The following is a 24073-nucleotide window of genomic DNA, read 5'->3' as shown; positions in this document are numbered from 1 at the left end:
CCCCCCCCCCCCCCCCCCCCCCCCCCCCCGCCGCGCCGCCCTGGTCGGCTGGGTCGGCGCGCCATTTCGCATGGACGACCTGATGGCCGGGCTGGCAGGCGAGCGCGCCGGTGACGTGACGCTGTCGATCTACGACGGCGACGCCGTGCAGGAAGGCGCGCGCCTGTACGACGCGCGCGCGGCGGCGCGCAATGCGACGCCGGGCGCCGGGCGTGAACCGGCCGGCTTCAGCCCCCTCTACAGCACGGTGCAGCGCATTGCCGTGGCTGGCCAGCCGTGGACGCTCGACATCCGTTCCAGCCTGCAGTTCGAACGCCGCATCGACCGCAGCAAGCCGCACCTGATCGCGCTGATCGGCAGCGCCGGCAGTTTGCTGATCGGCCTGCTGGTGTGGATCCTGGCGACCGGGCGGCGCCGTGCCATCGCCATTGCCGGGCACATGACGCAGCAACTGAGCGTCAGCGAATTTCGCTGGAAATACGCCCTGGAAGGCGCCGGCGACGGCGTCTGGGACTGGGACCGCGGCATCAATGAAGTGATCTACACGCAGCGCTGGAAGGGCATGCTGGGCTACCTGGAGACCGAGGTGCCGAATACGCACATTGCGTGGCGCGAGCTGCTTCACCCTGACGACCTGGGGTCGACCGTCGCCATCCTCGACGCCTACATTGCCAGCAGCGGCGCCAACTACGAAGCGCAGTTCCGCATGCGCTGCAAGGACGGCAGCTACAAGTGGATCCTGGCGCGCGGCATGGCCGTCACGCGCGACCCCGAGGGCAAGCCGGTGCGCACCATCGGCACCCACACCGACATCACCCGCACCAAGGAAAACGAAGCGGCCATGCGCGACGCCAACGCGCGCCTGGCCAGCGAGCGCCAGCGCTTCAATGTGATCCTGCAGCATTCCCACGATGCGTTTGTCGCGGTCAGCCCGAGCGGCTTGATCACCGACTGGAACGCCTGCGCCGAGGCGATGTTCGGCTGGTGCGCGCGCGAGGCGACCGGACGCGCCCTGGCCGAGCTGCTGGTGCCGCCCGCCGCGCGGCGCCCGGGCCAGGCCGGTTTCGCCAGCCTGGTCGACACCGACCCGGACGCACCGGCGCGCGGGGTGGTCGAAGTGCAGCTGCTGCACCGCAGCGGGCGCATGATCCCCGCCGAGCTGGCGCTGGCCGACTTCCCTGAAGGCGACGGATTCGCCGCCAGCGCGTTCATCCGCGATATCTCCGAGCGCAAACAGGCCGAGCGCCATGCGGCCGAACGCAGCGCCGCGCTCGACAATGCGCGCCAGGCCCTGCAGCATGCCCAGAAACTCGAAGCGGTCGGCAAACTCACCGGCGGCGTGGCGCACGACTTCAACAATGTCCTGCAGATCATCAGCGGCAACGTGCAGCTGCTGCAGCACTTGCCGCCCTCCGAAGAAAAGCTGCAGCAGCGCCTGCGCAGCATCGCCACCGCGGTGGACAAGGGCGCCAAGCTGTCCTCGCAGCTGCTCGCCTTCGCGCGCCGCCAGCCGCTGCAGCCGGTGGCGCTCAATCCGCTGCGCATCGTGCGCAACCGCGACGACCTGTTGCAACGGGCGCTGGGCGAATCGATCCGCATCGATTACCAGTGCGACCCCGATTTGTGGAACATCATGGTCGACCCCGGCCAGCTGGAAAACGTGGTGGTCAACCTGGCCATCAATGCGCGCGATGCGATGGCCGCGCAAGGCGACGGCGTCTTCACCATCGTGTTGCGCAACCGCGTGCTGCAAGCGGCCGACGTCCAGGCGCTGGCCGACATCGCACCCGGCCACTACGTGCTGCTGGCCGTGTCCGACTCCGGTGCGGGCATGAGCGACGAAGTGCGGGCGCTGGCCTTCGAGCCGTTTTTCACCACCAAGCCGGTGGGCGAGGGCACCGGCCTGGGTCTGTCGATGGCCTACGGTTTCGTCAAGCAGAGCGGCGGCCACATCGCGCTTTCCAGCACGCCCGGCGTGGGCACCACCGTCGAGATCCTGCTGCCCCGTTCGAACGAGCGCGAATTGCCGCGCGCGCTGCCGGAGCTCGAATCGGCCAGCGGCGGCAGCGAAACCATCCTGGTGGTGGAAGACGATGCAGAAGTGCGCCTGACCGTGGTCGGCACCCTCAGTGGTCTTGGCTATCAGGTCATCGATGCGGCCGATGGCGCCAGCGCGCTGGCGCTGATCGAGCGCGGCGCCAAAGTCGACCTGCTGTTCACCGACGTCGTCATGCCGGGGCCGGTGACGAGCACCGAACTGGCGGCCCAGGCGCGCCGCATCCTGCCCGAGCTGGCGGTGCTGTTCACCTCCGGCTATACCCGCAACGCGCTGACCGACAACGGGCGCTTGCAGGCCGGCGTACAGCTGCTGAGCAAACCGTACCAGCGCGGCCAGCTGGCGCAGAAGATCCGCGAAACTCTGCGCCGCACTGTGCGGGCGTGATCGTACACAACCAATCCAGATAAGGCGCGCGCAGCGCAAAGGTGGACATGCAAGCCAAATCGAATCCGCATCGCACCTTTTCCCAGCAGGGCTGGTTTCCCGTTGTCGTCATTGGCGGCGCAGCAGTCCTGTGCATCGCCGCCTTGTGGTACGCGCGCCATGAGGCGCTGACCAATAGCGCCGAGCTGACCCGCTCGGTGACTGGCATCGTCACCGAACAGGCCGCCCGTTCGGTCGAGGCGGTGGAGTACCGGCTGCTGCACGTGAGCACCCAGTTCAGCGGGCCGCAGGCGCCGACCGGCGCGGCCGCGCGCGCGCTGCTGGAAGTGGAACGCGCGGCGCTGCCCCATTGCCAGGGCCTGGCCCTGCTGGACGGGGCGGGCCACGTCCTGTTCAGCGCGAGCAACCGCAGTGCCGCGCAGCGCGATGAAATCGATCCGGTCGATGCCGCCGGCATCCGCGCCGTGGTGGCGCGGGTGCACCGGAGCGCGTCCAGCGGCCCGCTCTTCGAATTGATCCAGGTCGATGGCAAGACCACCATCTATGCCGCGCTGGCGCGCCGCGCCGCCGATGGCGCCATCCTGGCGATTGCCGTATCGCGCCTGGCGCCAGCCTATTTCAGCGCGCTCTGGAACGGCGTCGATCTGGGCCGGGACGGCCGCATCGGCATGTTGCGCAGCGACGGCATGGTGATTGCCGCCTTGCCGGCATCCGGCGCCGGCCTGTTGCACTTTGCCACCACATTGAGCCGCCGCACGGCCGACGCGACCCACCTAGAAATCAAGTATCTGACCCGGCGCGCGGTTCTGCCCGGCTATCCCGACCTGCAGGTGGCGGCCAGCCGGTCGCAGCATGCCTTGCTGGCGCCGTGGCGCAACCTGGCCATGCTGGTAACCCTGTTCTGGCTGATCGGCAGTGCCGCCTTCACCGGCCTGTTCCTGCTGTTGCGGCGCAGCCTGGACCGGGCCCACGACGCGGTGTCGGCGCTGCACCGCTCCGACCAGAAATTTGCCGCCGCGTTTCGCGCTAGCCCGGACGGGATCCTGCTCACGTCGATGGACAGCGGGCGCTTCATCGAGGTGTCCGATTCGGTCACGCGCATGACCGGCTACAGCCGCGCGGAATTGCTGGACGCAGGCATGACAACGGCCAGCCTGTGGGTCGATCCCGCCGCGCGCGCCGCCTTCCTCGACGCGGTTGCGCGCGATGGCCGCGTGATCGACGTGGAAGCGCGCTTCCGCATCAAATCGGGGGAGGAGCGCATCGGCAGCATGTCCGGAGAAATCGTCCGCAGCGACAATGAAACGCTGGTGATGGGGATCGTGCGCGACATTACCGACACCAAGCGGCGCGAACAGCTGATCTGGGAGCAGGGCAATTTCGACAGCCTGACCGGCCTGCCCAACCGGCACATGTTCCGCAACCGGCTCGAAGCGCTGTTGGCCGAGTCACAGCCGGCCGCGTCACCGTTTGTGGTGCTGCTGATCGACCTGGACCAGTTCAAGGAAGTCAACGACACCCTCGGCCATGCGGTCGGCGACCAGTTGCTGGTGGCGGTGGCGGGGCGTTTGCGCGCCACGCTGGGAGACGAGGTCAGCGTGGCGCGCCTGGGCGGCGACGAATTTACCGTGCTGCTGCGCTGTGAAGAAGAGGCGCACGGCGCGCCCGAGGCCATCGTCGGCCAGTTGATACGCGCGCTGGCGCTGCCGTTCACGCTCGGCGCCGACATTGTGTTCGTCTCGGCCAGCATTGGCGTTGCGCGCTATCCGGATGCCGGCGCCGGCGCGGAAGAATTGCTGCGCCATGCCGACCAGGCCATGTACGCGGCCAAGAGCGCCGGGCGCAACCGGTTCTGCCATTTCGAGCCGTCCCTGCAGGCTGCGGCCCAGGAGCGCGCCACCTTGACCAACGACCTGCGCGGCGCCCTGGCCGGCGGCCAGTTTGCGCTGGCGTTCCAGCCCATCGTCGACATGCGCGACCAGCGTATCAACAAGGCCGAAGCGCTGCTGCGCTGGGAGCACCCGGTGCGTGGCCAGGTCAGTCCGGCAGAGTTCATCCCGGTGGCGGAGCAGAGCGGGCAGATCATCGCCATCGGCGACTGGGTGTTTCAGCAGGCCGCCAGTGTGCTGGGCCAGTTGCGCGCCGAGATTGATCCGCACTTTGAAATCAGCATCAATGTCTCGCCGGTGCAATTCCAGAACGACCATGGTTTGCCGGCGCGCTGGCTGGCCCACCTGGCCGAGCGCGGCATCGACCCGGGCGGGATAACGGTCGAAATCACCGAGGGGTTGTTACTGAATATGAGCGCTGAAGTGCGCACCAGTCTGGCGGCGCTGGGGCGGGCCGGCATGCAGATTGCGCTGGACGATTTCGGCACCGGCTACTCCTCGCTGGCCTACCTGAAAAAATTCGACATCGATTTCCTCAAGATCGACCGTGCCTTTGTCGAGCACATCGAGACCGATGCGGAAGACCGCGCCCTGTGCCAGGCCATCGTCGCCATGGCCCACACACTGGGGCTGCGGGTTACCGTCGAAGGCGTCGAAACGGCGGGGCAATTCGAAATAATGCAGCATATGGCTTGCGATTACGCACAAGGATACTTTCTGTCGCGTGCCGTACCCGCCGCCAGCCTGAAGCAGCTTTGTGCCGCGTGAGCGACCGGTCTGGAAGTGCTGCGCCGCAAATCATGCTGACGCCTTGAAAAGAAATCGCGGTGGGGAGCGGTGCATGGGTGCGCGGCGAAGGGTGGCTTCGCCTGATCCTGGAATCGACATGGTGGCTGCGCATTGCGCAAACAAACGGCGTACGGCGGCCGTGCAGGAGCGGTGGCGCCAGGCCACAGCTCTGCAGGAAGTATAGCGGGAATGTTGCCCGAAAAAACCTGACTGTTTCTCAAAAGCCACACGGCGCGGGTGCCGATCCGGGCTTTATTTGTGCCTGTTGGCTGGCTGACTACAGATCGCTCTTGCGCATGCGGGTGCGTTTCACGGCGTGCAGCCAGACCGCGGCGATGCGTTCCACGCCGGCATAGGCGGGCGTGGCCAGCTCTTCGCCGAACACGTCCGGGTCGAGCTCTTCGTAGGTCCAGGCCTGGCAGGCGGTGTCGAGCAGCGGCGCAATCGCACCCTGGAAATCGTCCTGGTCGGCGCTGATCGCCACGCCCGTGTAGAGCAGCAGGCTGCCGCCCGGACGCAGGCGCGCCATCGCGGCTTTGACGATCTCGACCGACAGGGCGGCGCCGCGCGGCCCGCCGCCGTTGCGGTAGGTGCGCTGGCCCGGGTCGAGCATGAACGGGGGATTCGAGACTATCAGGTCGAATTCGCCGTCCATGCCGTCGAGCAGGTTGGATGCCACCGGCGTGACGTTGCGCGCGCCCGCCAGGCCGGCATTGATCGAGGTCAGGGCCAGGCTGGCCGGGTTGATGTCGGCGCCAAACACCTCAGCGTCGGGAAAGCGGCGCGCGATCTGCACGGCGCCGGGACCGGCGCCGCAGCCGATGTCGACCACGCGCGCCGGCGGCGCCGCCAGTTGGCGCAGTGCGCGCTCGATCGCTGCAACGAAGCGGTAGGTGTCCGGGCCAAAGAAGACGCTGTCGCCGTGCTCGGTGGGCCAGGCGCTATGAAAATAACAGCGCTCGCCCAGGGTGGCCGCACGCACGCTGCTGCGCAGCAGGGGACCGGACGCGTCCAGCACCCCGGCGCGCCGCATCAACTCGACGATGGCGGGGTCGAAGGCATCGGGGCTGAACGGCCGGCTCCAGCCGAACACGCCGCGCAGGTCAAGCGCCTGCGCATTGCCGGGGCGGGCGTTGATGCGTGCATGGCTGGCAGGCGTGATGGTGGTAAAACGATAGTGGGCCGCTTCGAGCGCCCGGCCGAGTGCGAACAGGGCATCGCGGTCGCGGAGAATCAGGGTCATGGAGTGTGCGAAAAATAAGGTCAGCCATCGGAGGCCACACTGTCGCACGCGGGCGCGGGATACTCCGTACGCTAGCGAACATATGGACTGGCGTGCGGGGCCTTGTATTCGGCACAATGCAGTGCATATGTGAAAGCTCGAACATACTGCGTGCGATCTTTCTCGCATACTGCGAGCAGTTGATCCTGTGATTGCCTTTTTTGGAATACTGAAATGAAAAATAAATTGCCCCCTGTCGGACTGAATGGCCGCCTCGAACGTGAACTTGAACGGGAACAACATCAACGTTCCCTCAACGACGACGCCAAGGCCGGCCTCGGCGCCGACGAGGAATACCGCATCAAGGATGCGCGCGAAAGCGGCGGCGCGGTCAAGCTCAAGCGGTCCCAGTCATGAAGTGGGAAGGCAACCGCGAAAGCGATAACGTCGAGGACAGGCGTGGCAGTGGCGGCGGTGGCGGCGGCTTCGGTATTGGCGGCAAGTCGATCGGCCTTGGCACGATCGTCATAGCGCTGATCGGCTCCTATTTCTTCGGCATCGACCCGTCGGTCCTGCTGGGCGGAGGTGGTAGTTCTCCGGTGGTGCAGTCGCAGGCGCCCGCCGCGACGCCCGCCAATGACCGCCAGACGTCTTTCGTGAAAACCGTGCTGGCCGATACCGAAGACGTCTGGACCGAGATTTTCCGCGCCAACGGCGGCACCTATGTGAAGCCGAAACTGATATTGTTCAGCGGCTCGACCGATACCGCCTGCGGCACCGGGCGCAGCGCCACCGGCCCGTTTTACTGCCCGGGCGACCAGCAGGTGTATATCGACCTCGATTTCTACAAATTGATGGAGCAGCGCTTCAACGTCGCCGGCGATTTCGCCAAGGCCTACGTGATTGCCCACGAAGTTGGCCATCACGTGCAGAACCTGATGGGCATCACCGACAAAATGGATGCCGCGCGCCGTACCAGTTCGGAAAGCCAGGCCAACGCCATGTCGGTGCGCCTCGAATTGCAGGCTGACTGCTTCGCCGGCGTCTGGGCGAATCACGCCAACCAGGCCCGCTCCATACTTGAAACCGGCGACATCGAGGCGGCACTGGCGGCCGCCACGGCGATCGGTGACGACACCCTGCAGCGTCAGTCGCAAGGCACCGTGGTGCCCGATTCGTTCACGCACGGCAGCTCGGCCCAGCGCGTGCGCTGGTTCAAAAAGGGCATCGACAGCGGCGCAGTCGGCCAGTGCGACACCTTCAAGGCGCGCCAGTTGTAAGCCGGCAACGATTTTCATTCGTTAAGCATAAAAAACCCTGCACGCTTCGATTGGTGCAGGGTTTTTGCGTTTCAGCAAAGCCGCGCTGCGCCACGCGGCGACGATCCTCAAATGCCCAGCTCGCCATTCTGGCAGGGCGCTATGAGGAGATGTGATGAGGACGATGACGAAACTGGTGTGCGCCGCGCTCTGCGGCGGCCTGCAACTGTCCAGCCTGGCAGCGCCGCTGATGAGTGGCCCGCTGGTGCCAAACGCGGCGCGCTTCACCGAATTGACCAGTCAGCTGGTGGCCCAGCGCGGCGCGCGCGGGCTGGACCAGGATCATGGCTTCGTTCTGGTGCAGCAGCACCCCGGCGTGGCCGGCACCGAGGTGGTGCGCACCGTACATACCTACAAGGGCGTGCCCGTGTTCGGCTCGGAGTCGGTGCTGGTGGTCGATCCGGGCGGCACCATTGTGGCCGAGTCGGCGTCGGAGCGGCGCCAGTACCTGGGCAAGGGAAAAAGCAACAAGCTGCGCCGCGTGACGGGCGACTTCAATGTGGTAGCCGCCATCTCCGGCCAGGCCGCGATTGCCGCGGCACTCGCCACGGTAACGACCCGCACGGCCGGCGTGCAACACATCAAGCCAGCCGTCGCCGAGCTGATCATTTATCCGATGATGAGAACCCGGCGCGTGGCCGCCGCCGCACACAAGCCGGAAGCGCAGCTCAATGCGCTCGACCTGGAGGAAGTGGTCGACCATTATGCGCTCGGCTATCTGGTCCACACCCGCCTGGTCGACGGCGACCGCCCGCTCTACCACGATACCGTGGTCGACGCGCGCAGCGCCGCCATTCTCGATCAGTGGAACATGCTGCAAACCGTGGTCGGTGTGGGCAACAGCCAGTACAACGGCCAGGTGCCGGTCAGCACGACCGCCACCCAGGACGGCTTCCAGATGATTGACCCGGAACGCGGCGTGAAGGGCAGCTTCGGCGGCATGGCGATCACCAACGCCGACCATGGCAGCAGCGCCGGCAAGGTCTACACCAGCGCCACCAATACCTGGGGCGACGGCAAGCAGTACATCAACGGCGGCTCCACCATCGATGCCAACGGCCAGACCGCTGCCGTGAATGCCCTGTGGGGCTTGATGAACACCTACGACATGCTGAAAAACGTGCTGGGCTGGCAGTCGCTCGATGGCAATAATACCGCCACCTACATTGCCGCCCACGTTAACACGGCCTACGACAATGCGTATTACAGCGACACTTGCACCTGCATGTTCATCGGCGACGGTTCGTTTTTCAACAGCCTCGGCGCGATCGACGTAATCGGCCACGAAATGGGCCATGGCGTCACCGCCGCCACCTCGAACCTGGTGTATTCGGGCGAGTCGGGTGGGCTCAACGAATCGAGTTCCGACATCAGCGGCGAAGCGGTGGAAGCGTATGCGCGCGCGGGCGGCAAGGGCGATCAATTGCCGGCCAGCGGCAACGACTGGATGCTGGGCACGGAAATCAGCAAGAACGGCGAGCCGCTGCGCTGGATGGTCAAGCCCAGCCGGGACGGCGCCAGCCCGGATGCCTGGAGCCGCAGCCTGAAACGGCTCGATGTGCATTACAGCAGCGGCCCCAACAACCGGATGTTTTATTTCCTGGCGCAGGGCTCGAACGCCGACAAGGCCAGCGACGCGTACAGCAAATACCTGGTCAAGCAGCCGGCCGCCATGCACGGTATCGGCCTCGACAAGGCGTACCGGATCTGGTTCAAGGCGGCAACCACCAAGTTTACGTCGAAGACCAATTACGCGACGGCGCGCAGCAAGATGCTCGAGGCGGCGCAGGAGCTGTACGGCAAGGATAGTGCCGAGGCGATTGCCGTGCAGCGCGCGTATGCGGCCATCAATGTCGGTGCGGATGTCGCGGAATAAGCGGGTTGCCGCGCTACAATGCAGGCATCCGTGCCCACCTGCCTGCAATTGCCATGCGCCGTCCTCTGTCCATCCTGGTCGTTGAAGATCACCCGGCGATCGCCCGCCAGATTGTCGCCTTCCTCGATGGCCTGCACTGGCTGACCGACCATGCCGCCAGCGGCACACTGGCCATCGAACTGGCCACGCGCGAGGCGTATGACGTCGTCCTGCTCGACCTGACGCTGCCCGACGTCGACGGGCTGGCGGTTTGCCGTGCGATCAAGTTGCGTGCCCCGCGCAATGTGCCGGTACTGATGCTCACTGCCCGTGACGCGTTTGAAGACAAGGCACGCGGCTTCGAGTGCGGTGCCGACGATTACCTGACCAAGCCGTTCGACCTGCGCGAACTGGCCTTGCGCTGCGCAGCGCTGGCCCGGCGCGGGCAACTGCACGCCGACCAGGCAATGCATCTGGGCGCCCTGACGCTGCTGGTGCGGGAGCGCCGCGCGACCTATCAGGACGTGCCGCTGGCGCTGACCCAGTGCGGCTTCACGCTCTTGCTGGCGCTGTGTCATGCCGCTCCGCATGCCGTCTCGCGCGCCGCACTGATGTTCGCGCTATGGGGCGCGAATCCACCCGACAGCGATGCGCTGAAATCGCACATCTACAGCTTGCGCAAGCAGCTCGACGCGGCCGGCGGCGTGAACATGATCGCCACCATTGCCCAGCTCGGCTATCGACTGGACGTCCCGCCGGCGGGCGATGTTTAGCACGATCCGGCGTGGCCTGTTTGCGGCCATCGGCGGATTTACGGTGTGCATCTGTGTCTGCTACACCGGACTCGCCCTGGTCGTTGCGTATGTCACGGAAGACATGCTGGTCGACCGCCTGCTGGTGCGCGAAGCGGCATCGATGACGGCGCAGTATGTCCAGCACGGCGATGCCGGGCCACCTTCATACGACCTGATCCGTGCATACCGCAGCATCGACGCCTTGCCACCAGAGGTACGCCGCAGCATGCAGGCTGGCGTCCAGCGCGCCGAGGTGTTTACGCGCACTGGTCAGCACTACCATGTACGCACGCTCGACCTGGGTGCCGGGCCGCAGCAGCGGCGCTACCTGGTGGCGGACGTGGCGCCGCTACTGGTGGTCTCGGCGCTGATCGGCGACATCGGCGCTCTGCTGCTCGCTGTCGCGCTGGGACTGACCGGCCTCGCATGTTTGCTGGCGTACCTGCTGGCCCGGCGACTGGTGCTGCCGCTGCAGGAACTGGCGCAACAAGTGCGCAGCCACCAGCTTGACCAGGCGCAGGCGTTCACGGCGCGCCTGCGCCCTGATGAAATCGGTTACCTGGCGCGCAAGCTCGGTGACACGTCGGCGACCCTTCACGCCGCGCTCGCGCGCGAGCACGCTTTTACGCGCGACGTCAGCCATGAACTGCGCACACCACTGACCATCTTGCACAATACCTTCGGCCAGGCAAGCGGGCGCGCGCTGGACCGGATGGAGACGGCGCAGGCGCAGGCCGGACTGGCCGAGATCGGCAATACCATCGACGTCCTGTTTGCACTAGCGCGCGCCGAGCAGATTGCCAGTGCCGCATTCGACCTGCGCGGCGTGATCGAGGACTGCCTGCTGCGACTGGTCGAACAAGGCTTGCTCGATAGCGCCCGCCTGCAACTCGATTTGCCGGACAGGCTGGCGGTGCACGGACATCCGCATCTGGCAACCATTCTCATCAACAATTGCCTTGGCAACGCCGTGTTCCATGGCGGGCCGGCAGCGCTGCTGGGACTGTCGTTTGCGGACGGGGTGCTCAGCGTTGCCAACACCGTCGACACGGACCGGGAAGGCGGCATGCAAGGTTTCCTGCATGGCCAGAATTTGTTGCAGCGCCTGGCCGCTGCGATGGACTGGGAACTTGGGGTGCACCAGGGCGCACAGGCTTACCGGGTCGACATCACGGTGCTGCGCGCCGCCTGAAACCTGCTGGATTTCACCAGCTTTTCACCCACGCCCGTCCAAGCTGCGTACTCGTCCACTTCATCCGGGTCCATTCCATGAAACACCTGACCATCCTGCTGGTCCTGGCCGGCACCGCCGTGCCGGCGCTGGCGCAAGTCAATTCGCTGGTTCACAAGAACGAGAAGCGCCGCTACATCGTGTACGTGCCTGAAGCCTATGGCAAGGAACCGCAGCGGCCTTATCCCGTGGTTTTTAATTTTCACGGCGGCGGCATGAGCATGGCGGAACAGATGCTCTACACGCAGATGAATCGCGCAGCCGAGCGCCACCAGTTCATCGTGGTCTATCCGGCCGGACTGAAACAGGACTGGAATGTCGGTTTTGGCATGCCCTACCGCGAGGGCAGCGATGACATTGGTTTTACCGAAGCGCTGCTTGCCAAACTCAGGCAGGCGTATCGCGTCGATCCTGCGCGCGTGTACGCCACCGGCTTGTCGCGCGGCGGCTTTTTTGCGCTGCGGATCGGCGCCGAGCTGCCCCACCTGTTCGCGGCGGTGGCGGCGGTCGGCGCGCCCATGCCCGAGCCAGTCATCGAGCACCATGCGGCCACGGGCAAGGTCGGCGTACTGCTGGTGCATGGCACGGCCGACCAGGTGGTGGCGTATGGCGGCAAGCCGGGCGCGTACCTGTCCGCTCGGGAAAGCTATCGGTATTGGTTGGGTAAAAATGCCATCGCGGGCACTGCGCAAGAACAGGCCCTTGGAACGGGCGTGTCCCGGATCGAGGCCGGCAACGGCCGGGAAAGCGTGGCCCTGCTCACCATCGCCGATGGCGGCCATACGTGGCCGGGCGCCGATCCGTTCAATGTTGGCCTGCCAATTGGCACGACCAGCCGCGCATTCGATGCCAACGAGGTGATCTGGCAGTTTCTGGTGAAACACCGCCGCTAAGCGGCGGCGCCGGATACCATCGCCTGCAGCTTGCCCCTATTCAGCCATCAATGGATACGGATTGACGGGCGTTCCTTTCCACCATTGTTTTTCGGGCGTCAGCTGTACCACCGCGAAATGCAAATGCGGCGCTTTCGGATCCGAATTGCCGGTCACGCCGACATACCCGATCAAGTCGCCGCGTTTCAGCAGTTGGCCTTCCTTGATGCCATCGGCGTACTTGTCGAGGTGGGCATAGTAATAGGCGAATTTCTCGGCCGGCTCGAACTGGTAGACGGTCAGTCCACCCGGCACGCTGTTAAATAGCTTCGCGACCTTGCCGTCGGCCACGGCAAACACCTTGGTGCCTTTCGGCGCCATGATGTCGAGCGCTTCATGCTGGCGCTCGCTGCCGCGCGGGGCGTTGTAGGTGTCGCTCAGCTGGCTGAACTTGACGCCGTCGACCGGCACCAGCAACTTGCCGGCTGGAGCGTCGGCGCCGTTCACGGCCGGCATCGGCACCGGCTCGCTCGGGCGTACCGGCAAGTCTGCTTCGGTCAGGTCGGGCGCGACCACCGGGGCGGGCGGCAACTGGCCATTCAATGCCGCGGCCGAATTCGGCGCGGGCGCCACGGCCGGCGCCGGCAATGCGGTGGTGCCGGGCGTCACGACCGCGCCCGGGGCCGCGTCATGGGGCACCTGGCGCAGGTAGACGAACAAGCCTGCGGCGCCCAGCACGGCGCCGATAATCAGAGTCAACAGCCATTTCATGGGGAGTGCTCCTTAGTTGGTCAGGACAACTTGCGTACCCGGCGCCACCAGTGCGGCAACTTCCTGCGCGCTCCAGTTGGTCAGGCGGATGCAGCCATGCGACTCGGTCTTGCCAATCGTGCGCGGGACCGGGGTGCCATGGATGCCGTAATGGGGTTTCGACAAGTCGATCCAGACCACGCCCACCGGATTGTTGGGGCCGGCCGGGACGGTGGCTTTCTTGTCGCCGGTTTTGGCATCCCAGAACAGTTTCGGGTTGTAGTGGTAAGTCGGGTGGCGCGCCACGCCATTCACCTTCCACGTGCCGATCGGGAGGGGGTCATGCTTGCTGCCGGTCGAGGCCGGATACTGGGCCATCAGCTTGCCCTCGGTGTCGTACACGGTCAGCACGCGGCCAGCCTTGCTGACCATGACTTTCGATGCTTTCGCCAGCGGCTCGGTGCCGAGCACGTTCGGCACCATGATCTGCTCGCCCGTGCGCGCGAAATCCTTGCCCGGGTTCAGGCGTGCCAGCAAGGTCGGGCTGGCGTGGAATTTCTCGCCCAGACCCTCGGCGGCGTTCGCGTAGCCGAGCGCCGGCAGTGCTGCCTTGCCGGCCATGGCTTCGGGAATGGCGACGAACGGACCGGCAGTGTCGGCATCGGTAAGGACATACGTTACAACCATCTCGGCGCCGTCCTGCGCCAGCGCGGCCCAGGTGGCGTCATCGAGCGCGCCGGTGACCGGCAAGCTTCTGGCCTGCTGAAAACCCGACAGCGCATTTTTCATATTTGAACCGAAGGTGCCGTCGATTTCGCCTGACGAAAAGTGGGCGCGGTCGAGCAGGACCTGGGCATGCAACAGTTTCTGGACGGCGGGCGTGAAGGTGACGCCAGTGGCAGCCGGGGCCGCGGCCGGCGCGTCGGCGCCGGCGACCTGGGCGAACGCTGGCAGGCTGGCGCCCAGCAGAAGGGACAACAGAATCGATGGATGACTGATTTTCACGTGGTTCCCGCAAAGTTTGCAATGGAACCAGCTTAGTGCCGACAGGAATGTTGGTCTGTGCGGCATCGTACTGACGCTAGAATGCGCGCATGACTTTCCAGATCACATTTTCTCCCTCTGGCCTGACCTGCGCCGGCGACGGGGCGAGGTCGGTGTTGCACAGCGCCGAGGCGGGCGGCATCACTCTGCCCAGTTCTTGCCGCAACGGCACCTGCCGCACCTGTTTGTGCCGCATGCAGAGCGGCAGCGTGCGCTACCTGGTCGACTGGCCCGGCTTGTCGCTCGATGAGAAAAGGGACGGCGACATCCTGACCTGTGTCGCCGTCCCCTTATCGGACCTGGTGCTGGCAGCGCCGCACGCGCGCCGCGCGGGCTAAAACGCTTCCCACTGGTCCGTGCCGGCAGTTGCAGCTGCGGCGGTCGGCTTGCGTAGCGCCGGTGCGATGCGCGGCGGCGCAGCTTTGAGCGGCGCCTTGTTGGCAGGCGCCTTGTGGACCTGCGCGGGCGCGCGCGCAGCGGCCTCGTCGAGTTTAAAGGTATTCACCAGCTGCGCCAGCACGCCTGATTGGTCCTGCAGTGAACCGGCCGCAGCGGCGGCCTGTTCGACCAGCGCCGCATTTTGCTGCGTCACTTCGTCCATTTGCGCGATCGCCGAATTAATCTGCTCGATGCCAATTGTCTGTTCGTGGCTGGCCGACGCGATTTCTCCCATGATGTCGGTGACACGTGTGATTGACGCGACGATGTCGGTCATGGTGTTACCAGCCTTGTCGACCAGCTTGCCGCCGGCTTCTACCTGGACCACCGAGTCATCGATCAGGGACTTGATTTCCCTGGCCGCCGACGCCGAGCGCTGCGCCAGGTTGCGTACTTCGGAGGCGACGACCGCAAAGCCGCGCCCCTGTTCGCCGGCACGGGCCGCTTCGACGGCGGCGTTCAGTGCCAGGATATTGGTCTGGAAGGCAATACCATCGATGACGCCGATGATGTCGACGATCTTGGTTGACGAGGCATTGATCGACGCCATCGTCTGTACCACTTCTGCCACCACCGCGCCACCCTGCGAGGCCACTTCGGAGGCCGACGCGGCCAGCACATTGGCCTGGCGCGCATTGTCCGCATTCTGGCGCACGGTGCTGGTCAATTCCTCCATCGAGGAGGCGGTTTCTTCGAGCGAACTGGCTTGCTGTTCGGTGCGCGACGACAGGTCCAGGTTGCCACTCGAGATTTCACCGGCGGCGGTGGCGATGGTGTCGGTCCCGCTGCGCACTTCGCTGACAATCTTGACCAGGCTGGTGCGCATGGTTTCCATTGCCGCCAGCAGGCTGTGCTGGTCGCCGGCACGGGTAACGACCACGTGCGACAAGTCGCCCGCCGCAATCAGGCCCGCCACTTCGGCGGCATAGCCCGGCTCGCCGCCGAGCTGGCGCGTCAGGCCGCGCGTGATCAGCAGACCGAAGCCGATACCCATGGCCAGGCTGGCGATGACCATCGCCAGCATCAGCAGGCGCGTATTCTGGTAGATGGCGTGCGACTCTTCGGCCACGACGCCGGCAGCCTTTTCTTTTTGCTGACTCAACTCAGCCATCCTGGTCTCGAACTGGGTGGCCACCTGTTTGTATTCGCCCAGCAGAAAGGCCGTAGCGGCCAGGTGGCCAGCCTCGCCCTCCACGCGTGACAGCGCGCGTAATTGTTTGAACTTGGTTTCAAAGGCCAGCATCGCGCTGTCGACTTCGGCAAACAGGGCCTTTCCGGCCACGGTGCGGAACAGGGGCCGCGCCACGGCCAGCTGGCGCTCCATCTCCTGGTACGCCTTGCCGGCGCCCTCGTCGAGCCGCGCCCGGGTGGCCTCGTCTTGCGTCAGCAGCACGCTGCGAATTTCGCGGCCCATGTAGGCCATATTGATGTTCGCCTGTTTCAGGGCCGACATGCCGAGCAGGTCGACCGTGTAGGCCAGGTCGGCGCGGTCTTTCATGGCTGCCATGTTGAACACGCCGATGCCTGCCACCAGGGCGCCCAGCAGGGAAATGATCATGAAGCCCCCTTGCAGGCGGGTTCGTACCGTCATCGTTGCAAACATCGGTGTTCCTTGAATAAGTCATGCGAGAAATCAACCTTACCCAGCTTGCGCCGCGATTGAAATACCATTCATGCAAATTGTTGCAACTAGGTAACGGAAAAATCGGAAAATCCAGTGATTTTTTGCTTGTCAGCATCAAAAATACCGACTGTTTGCTAGTGACGAGCGCTTTGCAGTGCTGATTCGATCACTTCCAGCACGGTCGGCCAGGCGGCGGATGTGGCCGCCACTTCATCGTAGTGACTCGCACCGGGCAAAATGACCACCTCGGCGCGGTCACCCGCCTTCCGCGCGCGCGCCGCGTAGTCGTGCGCCACGCGCGGCGGCGACACCGTGTCCAGTTCGCCGGTGACCAGCAGCGTATGGCTGCCGTTGGGCATGAGTTCAGCGGCATTTGTGTCAGAAAATACGTCCGGACGTGTGGCGCTTGGCACACCGGTCAGGTCGACCAGATCGCGCTCACAGCTGCTCTTGATGAGCGCCTGCTCGCTGCGCAGGTCGGCCAGGCCGCCCAGGCTGACGACGCTGCGGATTGGCAGCGGTTGCGCCTGGTAAAGCGGGCTGCTGGCGGCGATGCGGTTGCGGCCGGCGATCCACTGCACCAGCTGGCCACCGGCCGAGTGGCCCACGGCGACGATGCGCTGCAAGTCGAGCTTGCTGGCCGGCGCCCTGGCCGCCAGCAGGTCAAGGGCCGCATTGATGTCCTGGTAGGTGCCGGGATAGCCACCCCCTGCTTCGTCGACGCGGCGGTATTCGACGTTCCAGACCGCGATGCCGCGCGCGCGCAGGGCGCCGGCCATATTCCGCAACTGGGTGATGCCGCCGTATTGTTTGGTCCAGCAGCCGCCGTGGACCAGCACGGCCACCGGAAACGGGCCGGGCCCGCTGGGGACAAACAGCTCGGCGTATTGCGACGGTGCCGGACCATAGGCATAGGTGGCGCCAGGGGCGGGTCCTTCCAATGCCAGGTAAGCGCTCAGGGGCATCGGGGCGGCAACGACGTGCAGGGTGACGGTGGCGCACAACAGGGGCAGCAGGCTGCGGGAGGACAGGGTCATGGCGGGGGCAGGGAAGTGAACGGTGGGGCGACTATACCAAGCGCACAGCTGCTGCGACAAGACACGCCGGCGCACGATTGAACCGGTCCTTCAGGTGAGCGGCACCCGTGCTAACCTTCACAAAACGTCAATATTGACCAGCCGGAGGCACAACGATGCATCAAGAAAAAACCATGCAAGCCCACACCACACCCGACCCCGAGCTGCCGCCCGTCACGGTGCCGGAACCAGATCCGCCGACAACCGTGCCGGTGCCGGACGACGTGCCGGCACCGACCCATGCGCCGGTGACCGAACCGGGCATGCCGGAACGGCCGATACGCGCCTGAAGTAAGGTTTTGCTTCAGGCTTGCTTCTGCTTTCCACCCGACGGTGCCTGGTCTTTCGGCAAGGGCGGAATCGCCTCGATCATCTCCTGCGTGTCCTGCTCGCCCGGCGTCTTTTCGCCGCTGCCAATATCGGCTTCGTGCAGCATGCCGGGCGCCTGCGCACCCGGCTCTGTGCTTGCCGCTGGCTTGTTTTCGCTCGTACTCATCGGATGCTCCTTGTTGATTAATCAATAAGGCATGCTAGCAGGCCGGCGCGCGCCACGTCGCCACGCTGGTTCGGAGCGACTTGTTGCCGTTTGGCTACAGCCCGAACTTTTTGTAAATACGACCCACGTGCGGGGCTAGGAATGTTTCTATAATCAATGCACGACATCACGGAGGCGCGCCATGGGTAATTCCTTACACAACAAGATTTATTTGGGCCGCCACGGTGCATTCGGCGCTCGCCTGGTCCAGCGCGCGCTGCTGGTGGCAGCCATTGTCGGCATGGCGCTTGCCTGGTTGCTGGTCAGCGGCTGATACCGAAGCGCGGTGGTTGGCGCTCGCGTGCTGCAGTGCAGGTTGCCGTGCGGGGGTAGGGCGGTTACCATGGCGGGCTACATTGAAAGCGCGCATGAAAAACGAAAAACTGACTACCGATGAATTTGACGCCCTGGACTTCATCCAGCGCGGGGCCCGCCACGACAAGGTCAACGCCTGCGTCGGGCGCAATGCCAAGCGCCTGAATGGCCTGAAAATGATTTCCTACGGCCGCGACGGCTCGGTCACGATGACGGAAAAGGGCACCCAGATCCTGTTCCTGCGTCGCTGTATCGCCGGCTTGCGCGCGCTTTGCGCCGACGCTGCCGCCAGCGTCGACCATGACGTGGCCCAATTCCTGATCAAGAAATCGCACATCGCCGCGCGCGAAGCGGGCGGTTTCGACGTGACGGAGCGCGGCCGCGAATCGCTGGCCGATATCGCCATCCAGGAACAGATCAAGTAAGCGCCTGACGGCGTCACGCAAAAAAGCCGCGCATCGTGCGCGGCTTTTTTTTTGCATCACGAAATCAGGTGCGGCGGCGCGCCGGATAGACCAGTGTGCGGATGGCGATTTCCGCCGGCACGTTCATCGATGCCAGGAATTGCGCGGCGCGCTGCAGGCCCACGCTCGGAATCGAGGCAATCGCCTGGTTGATCAAATCGCAGGTGCGCACATCGGTGCGCTGGATGCGGCTGCCCTGGCGTTCCATGGTGGTGTTCATATCGTTTCCTCTTTCGTTAATCGTTGATCACGCATAAACGCTGCCGGTAGCATTTTGCGTCTGATCAGGCGGACAGTTGATTGTAGGCGAACGATATTGAAACGGCTAGCTTAATTTGCAACAAGGATATTGTTTAAGCAACTACGTCCAGGTCGCGCAAGGTGGCTGGCGGCAGGTGGCGGCCCTGGCGCAGCAGTTGCTCGAATTCGTCGGCTGGCAGTGGCCGGCTGAAATAGTAGCCCTGCATCTCGTCGCAGCCGAGCGCGCGCAGGTAGTCGAGCTGGGCGAGCGTTTCCACGCCCTCGGCGATCACGGCCAGTTTCAGGTTGTGTGCCAGGGTGATGATCGAGGCGACGATCGGCGACTCGGGGCCATCCTGGCCGATGTCGCTGACGAAGGAGCGGTCGATTTTCAGCACGTCGATCGGGAAGCGCGACAGGTAAGACAGGCTCGAGTAACCGGTGCCGAAATCGTCGATTGACAGGTTCACGCCGAGCGCCTTGATCCGGTGCAGTGTTTCCACGGCCGGCGTGATGTCGCTCATGAACAGGCTTTCAGTCAGCTCGATTTCGAGGCATGCCGGCGTCAGACCGGTGTCGGCCAGCACCGCTTCCAGGCTCGGCACCAGATCGATGGCGCCGAACTGGCGCGCCGACAGGTTCACCGCCACCCGCAAATTGCCCAGGCCCGCGTCCTGCCAGGCCTTGTTCTGGGCGCAGGCGGTGCGCATCACCCAGGCGCCGATTGGTACGATCAGGCCGGTTTCTTCGGCCACGCCGATGAAGCGGATCGGCGCGACCATGCCCAGCTCGGGGTGGCGCCAGCGAATCAGCGCTTCCATGCCGACGATTGCGCCGCTGCCCAGGTGCACCTGCGGCTGGTAGTGCAGCACGAATTCGTTGCGCTCCAGGGCGTTGCGCAGCGCGCTCTCGATCCTGACGCGCTCGAGCGCCTCCTCGTTCATGGCCGGGGTGTAGAACTGGAAATTGTTGCGGCCCAGTTTCTTGGCGCGGTACATGGCGATATCGGCGTGTTCGATCAACGTGTCGGGCTCGGCCAGGTGGTGCGGGTAGGTGGCCACACCGACACTGCAGGTGACGAAAAATTCATGCGTGCCCAGCATGACCGGGCGCGCCACCGCATCCATCAGGCGCTGCACGATTTCCGCTGTCAGCGGCTGGCCCGGATGCTCGGACAGGATCACCACGAATTCATCGCCCGACAGGCGCGCCACGGTGTCGGTGTCGCGCAGCGCCGAGCGCAAGCGCGCCGCAATCGTCATCAACAGGACGTCGCCGGCCTTGTGGCCCATGCTGTCGTTGACGAATTTGAAGCGATCGAGGTCAAGCAGCATCACCCACACCGGCATCGCGGTGCGGTTGGCGTAGGCCACGGCCTGGCCCAGCCGGTCCTGCAGCAGGCTGCGGTTGGGCAAGCCGGTCAGGGCGTCGTGCTGGGCCACGTGGTGCACGCGGTGTTCGGCCTGCTTGCGCTCGGTGATGTCGCTGCCGGTGCCGCGGTAGCCGAGGAAGTTGCCCAGCTCGTCGAAAATCGGTTCGCCATTGATGGCGTACCAGCGCCGCACGCCGGCGTCATCGAGCGCTTCGTACTCCAGGTCGAGAAACGGCTGGCGCGCCTCCAGCTGGGCGATATGGCGCTGGCCCCATTCGGTAGTGAGCATGGCCGGCACGCGCTGCCACAGGGTTTTGCCCAGCAGCGACTCGACCCGGATCCCGCCCTTGGCCGACAGGCCGCCGGTGACCGATGTGAAGCGCAGCCTGGCGTCCTGTTCCCAGTACCAGTCGGACGACATCGCGACCAGCTGGCGGAAGCGCTGCTCGCTCTCCTGCAGGGCTTTCTCGGTGCGCCGGCGCGCGCTCACGTCGTCGAGCAGGCGCGCGTTGATGCTTTTCAGGTCGGCCGTGCGTTCCTCGACGACCCGGTTGACGCGGCGCGTGCGCTGCATGGTCAGCTGCACGAAGGCGGTTGAGATCAGCGTGCACAGCAGGCCACCCAGCAGCACCAGGAGCGAGCCGAAGTGGTCGGCCAGGAATGGACGCGGCATGGCGTTGACGGTGACCAGCCAGGTGCGCTCGGCGACCACCAGCGTGCGCGCGGCGCTGCGCTGCGGGCCCCATTGCGCCAGATACCAGGGCGCGCGTTCCGGCGCGGCCAGCGCGTGGCGGTTGCTGGCGTAGACCAGCGCGGCCGGGTCGGGCCGGTCGCCGCTGTAGACCGCCAGCGCGATGCCCGTGGCCGTGCGGTGGCCGGCGCGCGCCAGGATGCTCTCGACCAGGGTGCGGCCGCGCATGATGACGGCGGTTTCGCCCAGCAGTGCACCACGGCTGCCGTCGGGCCGGGTACGCGCATACACCGGCATCACCACGCTAAAACTGGGTTCCGGTACGCGGTTCTGGGCCAGCCGGAACAGGCGCGTGGCGGTGGGGCGGCCGCTCGCCTCGGCCTGGCGCAGCGCATCCATCACGGCCGCGTTGTTGCTGATATCGAGACCCAGTGCCGCTTCATTGCCCTCGAATGGCTCGATGTAGTCGACCACGCGGTACTGGTTCTTGGACGCCGCGGGTACCAGCTTGCCGTCGACCATTTCGGTAATCACCAGGCCCGGGCGCAGCTGCGCGAGTCCGGCTTCTACGCCGGACCGGTCGGCGTTGCTCACCAGGCGACGGAAGTTGAAGGCCTGGATGAACGGGTGGCGGGCCAGCAGGGGCAGGGTGAAATCGTGGTACTGCGCGCGTGTGACCGGGCCGATGGTGTCGAACAGCGTGTGGGTGACGGTAAGCACTTCCACCGCTTCCTCGAAGCCCTGGCGCAGGGCCGCCACGCGCAGGTCGGCGCGCTGGGCGAACAGCAGCGACAGATTGTCGTTTTCGAGGCGCCCGACGCCGGCAAACAGGACCAGCGTGGTGACCAGCCCGCCGGCAAGCGTCAACGCGGCTGCTGCGTTAAGTGAGAACGGTAAAACCCGACGCGCCATCCTGATCCCGGTAAGCATGCGGGGAACAAAGGTGTTCCCGGCTGGTAATGATGCAAGTGTGTCACAAACTGGGAACATGCCGCAATGTTACCTTGACACGAGTTGGCGATTTAACCTTGTTGTGGCGCCTGAGCCACCCTGCGCCACCCCAGCCAGGTCACCAGTGCGCGCGCCAGCAAGCGTGCCAGCAGGCCCGATCCGCGGCCGTGGCGCTGTCGGATGCGGCGCTGCAGGCGCAGTGGACGCGCGGCGCCGGTCACGGCAAACACCAGGTGGTTGCTGGCGGCGATGCCGTCGAACCAGCACAGCTTGCCCTCGAACGCCGCGTCCAGGCGCGCCAGCATGGCTTGCCAGGCGGGGTCGTAATCGAACAGGTTCGCCACCAGCACGCCGTCATCGAGCAGCGCGCGGCGGCAGTCGCCATAAAAGGCCGCACTGGCCAGGGCCGGCGGCAGGCCGCTGCGATCGAAGCCATCGAGCACGATCACATCGCAGCAGGCTGGATGGTCGGCCAGCCAGTCGACCGCGTCGGCGTCGACGATCCGGAAGCGCGCGTCGTCGGGCGGGATGCAGAACTGGGCGCGCAAGGCGATCACGTCGGCGCGTACCTCGATAACCGTAATGTGCGTGTGCGGAAAGGCGCGGTGGCAGAATTTGGCCAGCGAGCCGCCGCCCAGGCCCACCATCACGATGTGGCGCGGGCGCGGCACGAACAGCGCAAAGCACATCATGGCGCGCGAATACGCCAGCACCAGCGCCCAGGGGCGCGCCAGCCGCATTTCGCTCTGGATATCGCCAGGCGAAAATTCGAGGGTGCGGCGGCCGCGGCGCGTGATCACCTGCGGTGCGGCGGTGTCGTCAAGGGAGGATTGCATGACGCAAGTATAAGGCCGCCTTGTTTCCCTTGATGCTACTCTGCTACAGTCGCGGTGTAACTGACCGGAGACCACGACCATGCTTCCCCCCGTATTATTCGCCCGCTGATGGACGCCACCACCATGATCCTGGCGCTGGCGCTGGGCAACCTGGCGCTGTGCGCCGTGCTGTACTGCTTTACCGACCGCGATGGCCTGACCCTTGGGCTCACGCCCTGGGGCGGCGCGCGCCAGGCCCAGACGCTGGCGTGGGGCGTGCTGTACCTGGGCACCCAGGGCGTGTTGCCCGATGCGCTCGCCATGCAGGCCGGTTACGCCTTGCTCATTGCCGGGGTCGGCTGGGAAGCCGGCGCGCAGTGGGAAGCGGCGGGACGCCTGCGCTGGCGGCGGTTTGCGGTGCCGCTCATCGTGGCCGCGCTGGTCATCTTCCTGGTCTGCAGCCTGATCGACATGGTCGGCCTGCGCACGGTGTCGCTGTCGCTGTTGCTGGGCGCGCTTTACCTGGTGGGCGCGTTCGCCCTGCTGCGCGACTGGCGCCGCGCCGGCGGCCTGCAGCGCATGCTGGCGCTGGCCACCCTGGTGCTGGCCCTGGCCATTGCCGCGCGCGGCCTGATGGTGCTGTTGGCGCCGGGTGGCTGGACGTGGCTGGGCAACCGGCTGCTGCGCCAGGTGGCGCCGGTAGCGTTTTATTTGCTGGCGCTGGTCAATGCCTTTGGCTGGCTGCTGCTGGGGCGTGAACAATTGCAGGGAGAATTGGCGCGCCTCGACACCAGCGACCCGCTCACCGGCGCACCGAACCAGCGCGGTTTTTTTGCGGCGCTGGCGCCGTGGATGGCGCTGGCGCGCCGGCCCGGCCTGCCCACCGCGCTGATCCTGCTCGACCTCGACCAGTTCAAGCGCGTCAACGACAGTTACGGCCACGCCGCCGCCGACACCGTGCTGCGCTGCGTGGTCGAGGCTTGCCAGCAGCAGTTGCGCGACAGCGATGCGCTGGGCCGCATGGCCGGGGTCGAATTTGCCATCGTGCTGCCGCGCACCGACCTGGCCGAAGCGACGCTGGTGGCCGAACGCATCCGCGCCGCGATCGCCGCCTCCCCGGTGAAGGTCGAGCGCGCGCTGATCGGCATGACGGCCAGTTTCGGGGTCACCACCATCCGCCCGGACGACAGCACGATCAGCCTGATGAAGCGCGCCGATGTGGCCTTGCGCGCGGCCAAGGCACATGGACGAAACCGGGTGCAACAGGCGCCGCCGCCGGTGCCGGCTGCCACGTGAACACCCGGGTTGGGCCAAAATCGACTATATTGTTTAGCTTTTTAGACA

The 24073-nt window shown here is 65.5% G+C and carries 22 protein-coding genes; 13 read left to right on the top strand and 9 right to left on the bottom strand.

The genetic code is table 11. The features are described 5' to 3' along the window. A partial coding sequence (locus tag V6M87_RS22000) for a PAS domain S-box protein (RefSeq protein ID WP_332878804.1) occupies positions 1-2443 on the top strand: 2443 nt, incomplete at its 5' end. A gap of 47 nt (positions 2444-2490) precedes the next feature. Next, positions 2491-5100: a bifunctional diguanylate cyclase/phosphodiesterase gene (locus tag V6M87_RS21995; protein WP_332878803.1), complete on the top strand. Its 2610-nt coding sequence runs from the start codon at positions 2491-2493 to the stop codon at positions 5098-5100. 298 nt (positions 5101-5398) lie between these two features. On the opposite strand, the gene V6M87_RS21990 is transcribed toward V6M87_RS21995, so the two are convergent. Beyond that, entirely contained in the window at positions 5399-6364 is a 966-nt protein-coding gene (locus tag V6M87_RS21990; protein WP_332878802.1) for a class I SAM-dependent methyltransferase, read from the bottom strand. 213 nt (positions 6365-6577) lie between these two features. On the opposite strand from V6M87_RS21990, the gene V6M87_RS21985 reads away from it, so the two are divergent. The 6 genes from V6M87_RS21985 (at position 6578) to V6M87_RS21960 (ending at position 12435) form a co-directional block, all read left to right on the top strand. Beyond that, a complete protein-coding gene (locus V6M87_RS21985) occupies positions 6578-6760 on the top strand; it encodes a hypothetical protein (RefSeq protein WP_332878801.1) in 183 nt (60 codons plus the stop codon). After that, complete coding sequence (gene ypfJ, locus V6M87_RS21980) at positions 6757-7623, top strand: KPN_02809 family neutral zinc metallopeptidase (RefSeq protein ID WP_332878800.1); 867 nt, start codon at positions 6757-6759, stop codon at positions 7621-7623. Before V6M87_RS21985 ends, ypfJ begins: the two co-directional genes overlap by 4 nt. Positions 7624-7777: 154 nt before the next feature. Next, positions 7778-9538, top strand: coding sequence for a M4 family metallopeptidase (locus tag V6M87_RS21975; protein ID WP_442920628.1), 1761 nt, complete (start codon positions 7778-7780; stop codon positions 9536-9538). 53 nt (positions 9539-9591) lie between these two features. Beyond that, complete coding sequence (locus V6M87_RS21970) at positions 9592-10290, top strand: response regulator transcription factor (protein ID WP_332878799.1); 699 nt, start codon at positions 9592-9594, stop codon at positions 10288-10290. After that, entirely contained in the window at positions 10283-11503 is a 1221-nt protein-coding gene (locus tag V6M87_RS21965; RefSeq protein ID WP_332878798.1) for a sensor histidine kinase, read from the top strand. The genes V6M87_RS21970 and V6M87_RS21965 overlap by 8 nt, the downstream gene beginning before the upstream one ends. Positions 11504-11580: 77 nt before the next feature. Next, complete coding sequence (locus V6M87_RS21960; protein ID WP_332878797.1) at positions 11581-12435, top strand: extracellular catalytic domain type 1 short-chain-length polyhydroxyalkanoate depolymerase; 855 nt, start codon at positions 11581-11583, stop codon at positions 12433-12435. A gap of 36 nt (positions 12436-12471) precedes the next feature. Here the strand turns inward: V6M87_RS21960 and V6M87_RS21955 are convergent, their stop codons facing one another. Together V6M87_RS21955 and V6M87_RS21950 are read right to left on the bottom strand one after the other, a co-directional pair. Then, positions 12472-13185 carry a M23 family metallopeptidase gene (locus tag V6M87_RS21955; RefSeq protein WP_332878796.1) on the bottom strand — a complete coding sequence of 238 codons (714 nt, stop codon included), beginning with the start codon at positions 13183-13185 and terminating at the stop codon, positions 12472-12474. Positions 13186-13197: 12 nt separating this feature from the next. Further along, positions 13198-14169, bottom strand: coding sequence for a L,D-transpeptidase family protein (locus tag V6M87_RS21950; RefSeq protein ID WP_332878795.1), 972 nt, complete (start codon positions 14167-14169; stop codon positions 13198-13200). 89 nt (positions 14170-14258) lie between these two features. Here V6M87_RS21950 and V6M87_RS21945 point away from each other — a divergent pair, with 89 nt between their 5' ends. Continuing rightward, entirely contained in the window at positions 14259-14546 is a 288-nt protein-coding gene (locus V6M87_RS21945) for a 2Fe-2S iron-sulfur cluster-binding protein (RefSeq protein ID WP_332878794.1), read from the top strand. On the opposite strand, the gene V6M87_RS21940 is transcribed toward V6M87_RS21945, so the two are convergent. Beyond that, entirely contained in the window at positions 14543-16249 is a 1707-nt protein-coding gene (locus tag V6M87_RS21940; protein WP_332878793.1) for a methyl-accepting chemotaxis protein, read from the bottom strand. The genes V6M87_RS21945 and V6M87_RS21940 overlap by 4 nt on opposite strands. Positions 16250-16404: 155 nt before the next feature. Then, positions 16405-17307 (bottom strand): alpha/beta hydrolase family protein, encoded by a 903-nt coding sequence (locus V6M87_RS21935; protein ID WP_332878792.1) that lies wholly within the window; start codon positions 17305-17307, stop codon positions 16405-16407. Positions 17308-17480: 173 nt separating this feature from the next. Between V6M87_RS21935 and V6M87_RS21930 the strand changes: the two genes are divergently transcribed. Beyond that, complete coding sequence (locus V6M87_RS21930; RefSeq protein WP_332878791.1) at positions 17481-17636, top strand: hypothetical protein; 156 nt, start codon at positions 17481-17483, stop codon at positions 17634-17636. Positions 17637-17650: 14 nt separating this feature from the next. On the opposite strand, the gene V6M87_RS21925 is transcribed toward V6M87_RS21930, so the two are convergent. Further along, positions 17651-17842 carry a hypothetical protein gene (locus tag V6M87_RS21925; RefSeq protein WP_332878790.1) on the bottom strand — a complete coding sequence of 64 codons (192 nt, stop codon included), beginning with the start codon at positions 17840-17842 and terminating at the stop codon, positions 17651-17653. A 181-nt stretch (positions 17843-18023) separates the two neighbouring features. Here V6M87_RS21925 and V6M87_RS21920 point away from each other — a divergent pair, with 181 nt between their 5' ends. Both V6M87_RS21920 and V6M87_RS21915 read left to right on the top strand, forming a co-directional pair. Further along, complete coding sequence (locus V6M87_RS21920) at positions 18024-18155, top strand: hypothetical protein (RefSeq protein ID WP_332878789.1); 132 nt, start codon at positions 18024-18026, stop codon at positions 18153-18155. A 94-nt stretch (positions 18156-18249) separates the two neighbouring features. Continuing rightward, positions 18250-18621 (top strand): hypothetical protein, encoded by a 372-nt coding sequence (locus V6M87_RS21915; protein ID WP_332878788.1) that lies wholly within the window; start codon positions 18250-18252, stop codon positions 18619-18621. Positions 18622-18685: 64 nt separating this feature from the next. On the opposite strand, the gene V6M87_RS21910 is transcribed toward V6M87_RS21915, so the two are convergent. From V6M87_RS21910 to V6M87_RS21900, 3 genes are all read right to left on the bottom strand, one after another. After that, positions 18686-18880, bottom strand: coding sequence for a hypothetical protein (locus V6M87_RS21910; RefSeq protein WP_332878787.1), 195 nt, complete (start codon positions 18878-18880; stop codon positions 18686-18688). Positions 18881-19013: 133 nt separating this feature from the next. Beyond that, on the bottom strand, positions 19014-21830 hold the full coding sequence (locus tag V6M87_RS21905; protein ID WP_332878786.1) for a bifunctional diguanylate cyclase/phosphodiesterase: 2817 nt from the start codon (positions 21828-21830) through the stop codon (positions 19014-19016). Positions 21831-21985: 155 nt separating this feature from the next. Beyond that, the gene (locus tag V6M87_RS21900) at positions 21986-22750 is read right to left on the bottom strand and encodes a fused MFS/spermidine synthase (RefSeq protein WP_332878785.1); all 765 of its coding nucleotides are present in this window, start codon (positions 22748-22750) and stop codon (positions 21986-21988) included. Between the two features lie 108 nt (positions 22751-22858). Between V6M87_RS21900 and V6M87_RS21895 the strand changes: the two genes are divergently transcribed. Next, positions 22859-24025 (top strand): GGDEF domain-containing protein, encoded by a 1167-nt coding sequence (locus V6M87_RS21895; protein WP_332878784.1) that lies wholly within the window; start codon positions 22859-22861, stop codon positions 24023-24025. The last annotated feature ends 48 nt before the right edge of the window (positions 24026-24073 follow it).

This window comes from Massilia sp. S19_KUP03_FR1 (genome assembly GCF_036688685.1).
In the GTDB taxonomy this organism is placed as follows: domain Bacteria; phylum Pseudomonadota; class Gammaproteobacteria; order Burkholderiales; family Burkholderiaceae_D; genus JALYUM01.
This window is presented reverse-complemented; position numbering and strand designations above follow the sequence as displayed.

What these genes read in the sequence shown, in the direction of transcription:
- V6M87_RS21970 (WP_332878799.1), top strand. Translation starts at nt 9,592, where the DNA reads ATGCGCCGTCCTCTGTCCATCCTGGTCGTTGAAGATCACCCGGCGATC.
- V6M87_RS21935 (WP_332878792.1), bottom strand. Translation starts at nt 17,307, where the DNA reads ATGACCCTGTCCTCCCGCAGCCTGCTGCCCCTGTTGTGCGCCACCGTC.
- V6M87_RS21955 (WP_332878796.1), bottom strand. Translation starts at nt 13,185, where the DNA reads ATGAAATGGCTGTTGACTCTGATTATCGGCGCCGTGCTGGGCGCCGCA.
- V6M87_RS21965 (WP_332878798.1), top strand. Translation starts at nt 10,283, where the DNA reads ATGTTTAGCACGATCCGGCGTGGCCTGTTTGCGGCCATCGGCGGATTT.
- ypfJ (WP_332878800.1), top strand. Translation starts at nt 6,757, where the DNA reads ATGAAGTGGGAAGGCAACCGCGAAAGCGATAACGTCGAGGACAGGCGT.
- V6M87_RS21925 (WP_332878790.1), bottom strand. Translation starts at nt 17,842, where the DNA reads ATGAGTACGAGCGAAAACAAGCCAGCGGCAAGCACAGAGCCGGGTGCG.
- V6M87_RS21960 (WP_332878797.1), top strand. Translation starts at nt 11,581, where the DNA reads ATGAAACACCTGACCATCCTGCTGGTCCTGGCCGGCACCGCCGTGCCG.
- V6M87_RS21910 (WP_332878787.1), bottom strand. Translation starts at nt 18,880, where the DNA reads ATGAACACCACCATGGAACGCCAGGGCAGCCGCATCCAGCGCACCGAT.
- V6M87_RS21975 (WP_442920628.1), top strand. Translation starts at nt 7,778, where the DNA reads ATGAGGACGATGACGAAACTGGTGTGCGCCGCGCTCTGCGGCGGCCTG.
- V6M87_RS21915 (WP_332878788.1), top strand. Translation starts at nt 18,250, where the DNA reads ATGAAAAACGAAAAACTGACTACCGATGAATTTGACGCCCTGGACTTC.
- V6M87_RS21995 (WP_332878803.1), top strand. Translation starts at nt 2,491, where the DNA reads ATGCAAGCCAAATCGAATCCGCATCGCACCTTTTCCCAGCAGGGCTGG.
- V6M87_RS21930 (WP_332878791.1), top strand. Translation starts at nt 17,481, where the DNA reads ATGCAAGCCCACACCACACCCGACCCCGAGCTGCCGCCCGTCACGGTG.
- V6M87_RS21940 (WP_332878793.1), bottom strand. Translation starts at nt 16,249, where the DNA reads ATGTTTGCAACGATGACGGTACGAACCCGCCTGCAAGGGGGCTTCATG.
- V6M87_RS21990 (WP_332878802.1), bottom strand. Translation starts at nt 6,364, where the DNA reads ATGACCCTGATTCTCCGCGACCGCGATGCCCTGTTCGCACTCGGCCGG.
- V6M87_RS21895 (WP_332878784.1), top strand. Translation starts at nt 22,859, where the DNA reads ATGGACGCCACCACCATGATCCTGGCGCTGGCGCTGGGCAACCTGGCG.
- V6M87_RS21985 (WP_332878801.1), top strand. Translation starts at nt 6,578, where the DNA reads ATGAAAAATAAATTGCCCCCTGTCGGACTGAATGGCCGCCTCGAACGT.
- V6M87_RS21900 (WP_332878785.1), bottom strand. Translation starts at nt 22,750, where the DNA reads ATGCAATCCTCCCTTGACGACACCGCCGCACCGCAGGTGATCACGCGC.
- V6M87_RS21920 (WP_332878789.1), top strand. Translation starts at nt 18,024, where the DNA reads ATGGGTAATTCCTTACACAACAAGATTTATTTGGGCCGCCACGGTGCA.
- V6M87_RS21945 (WP_332878794.1), top strand. Translation starts at nt 14,259, where the DNA reads ATGACTTTCCAGATCACATTTTCTCCCTCTGGCCTGACCTGCGCCGGC.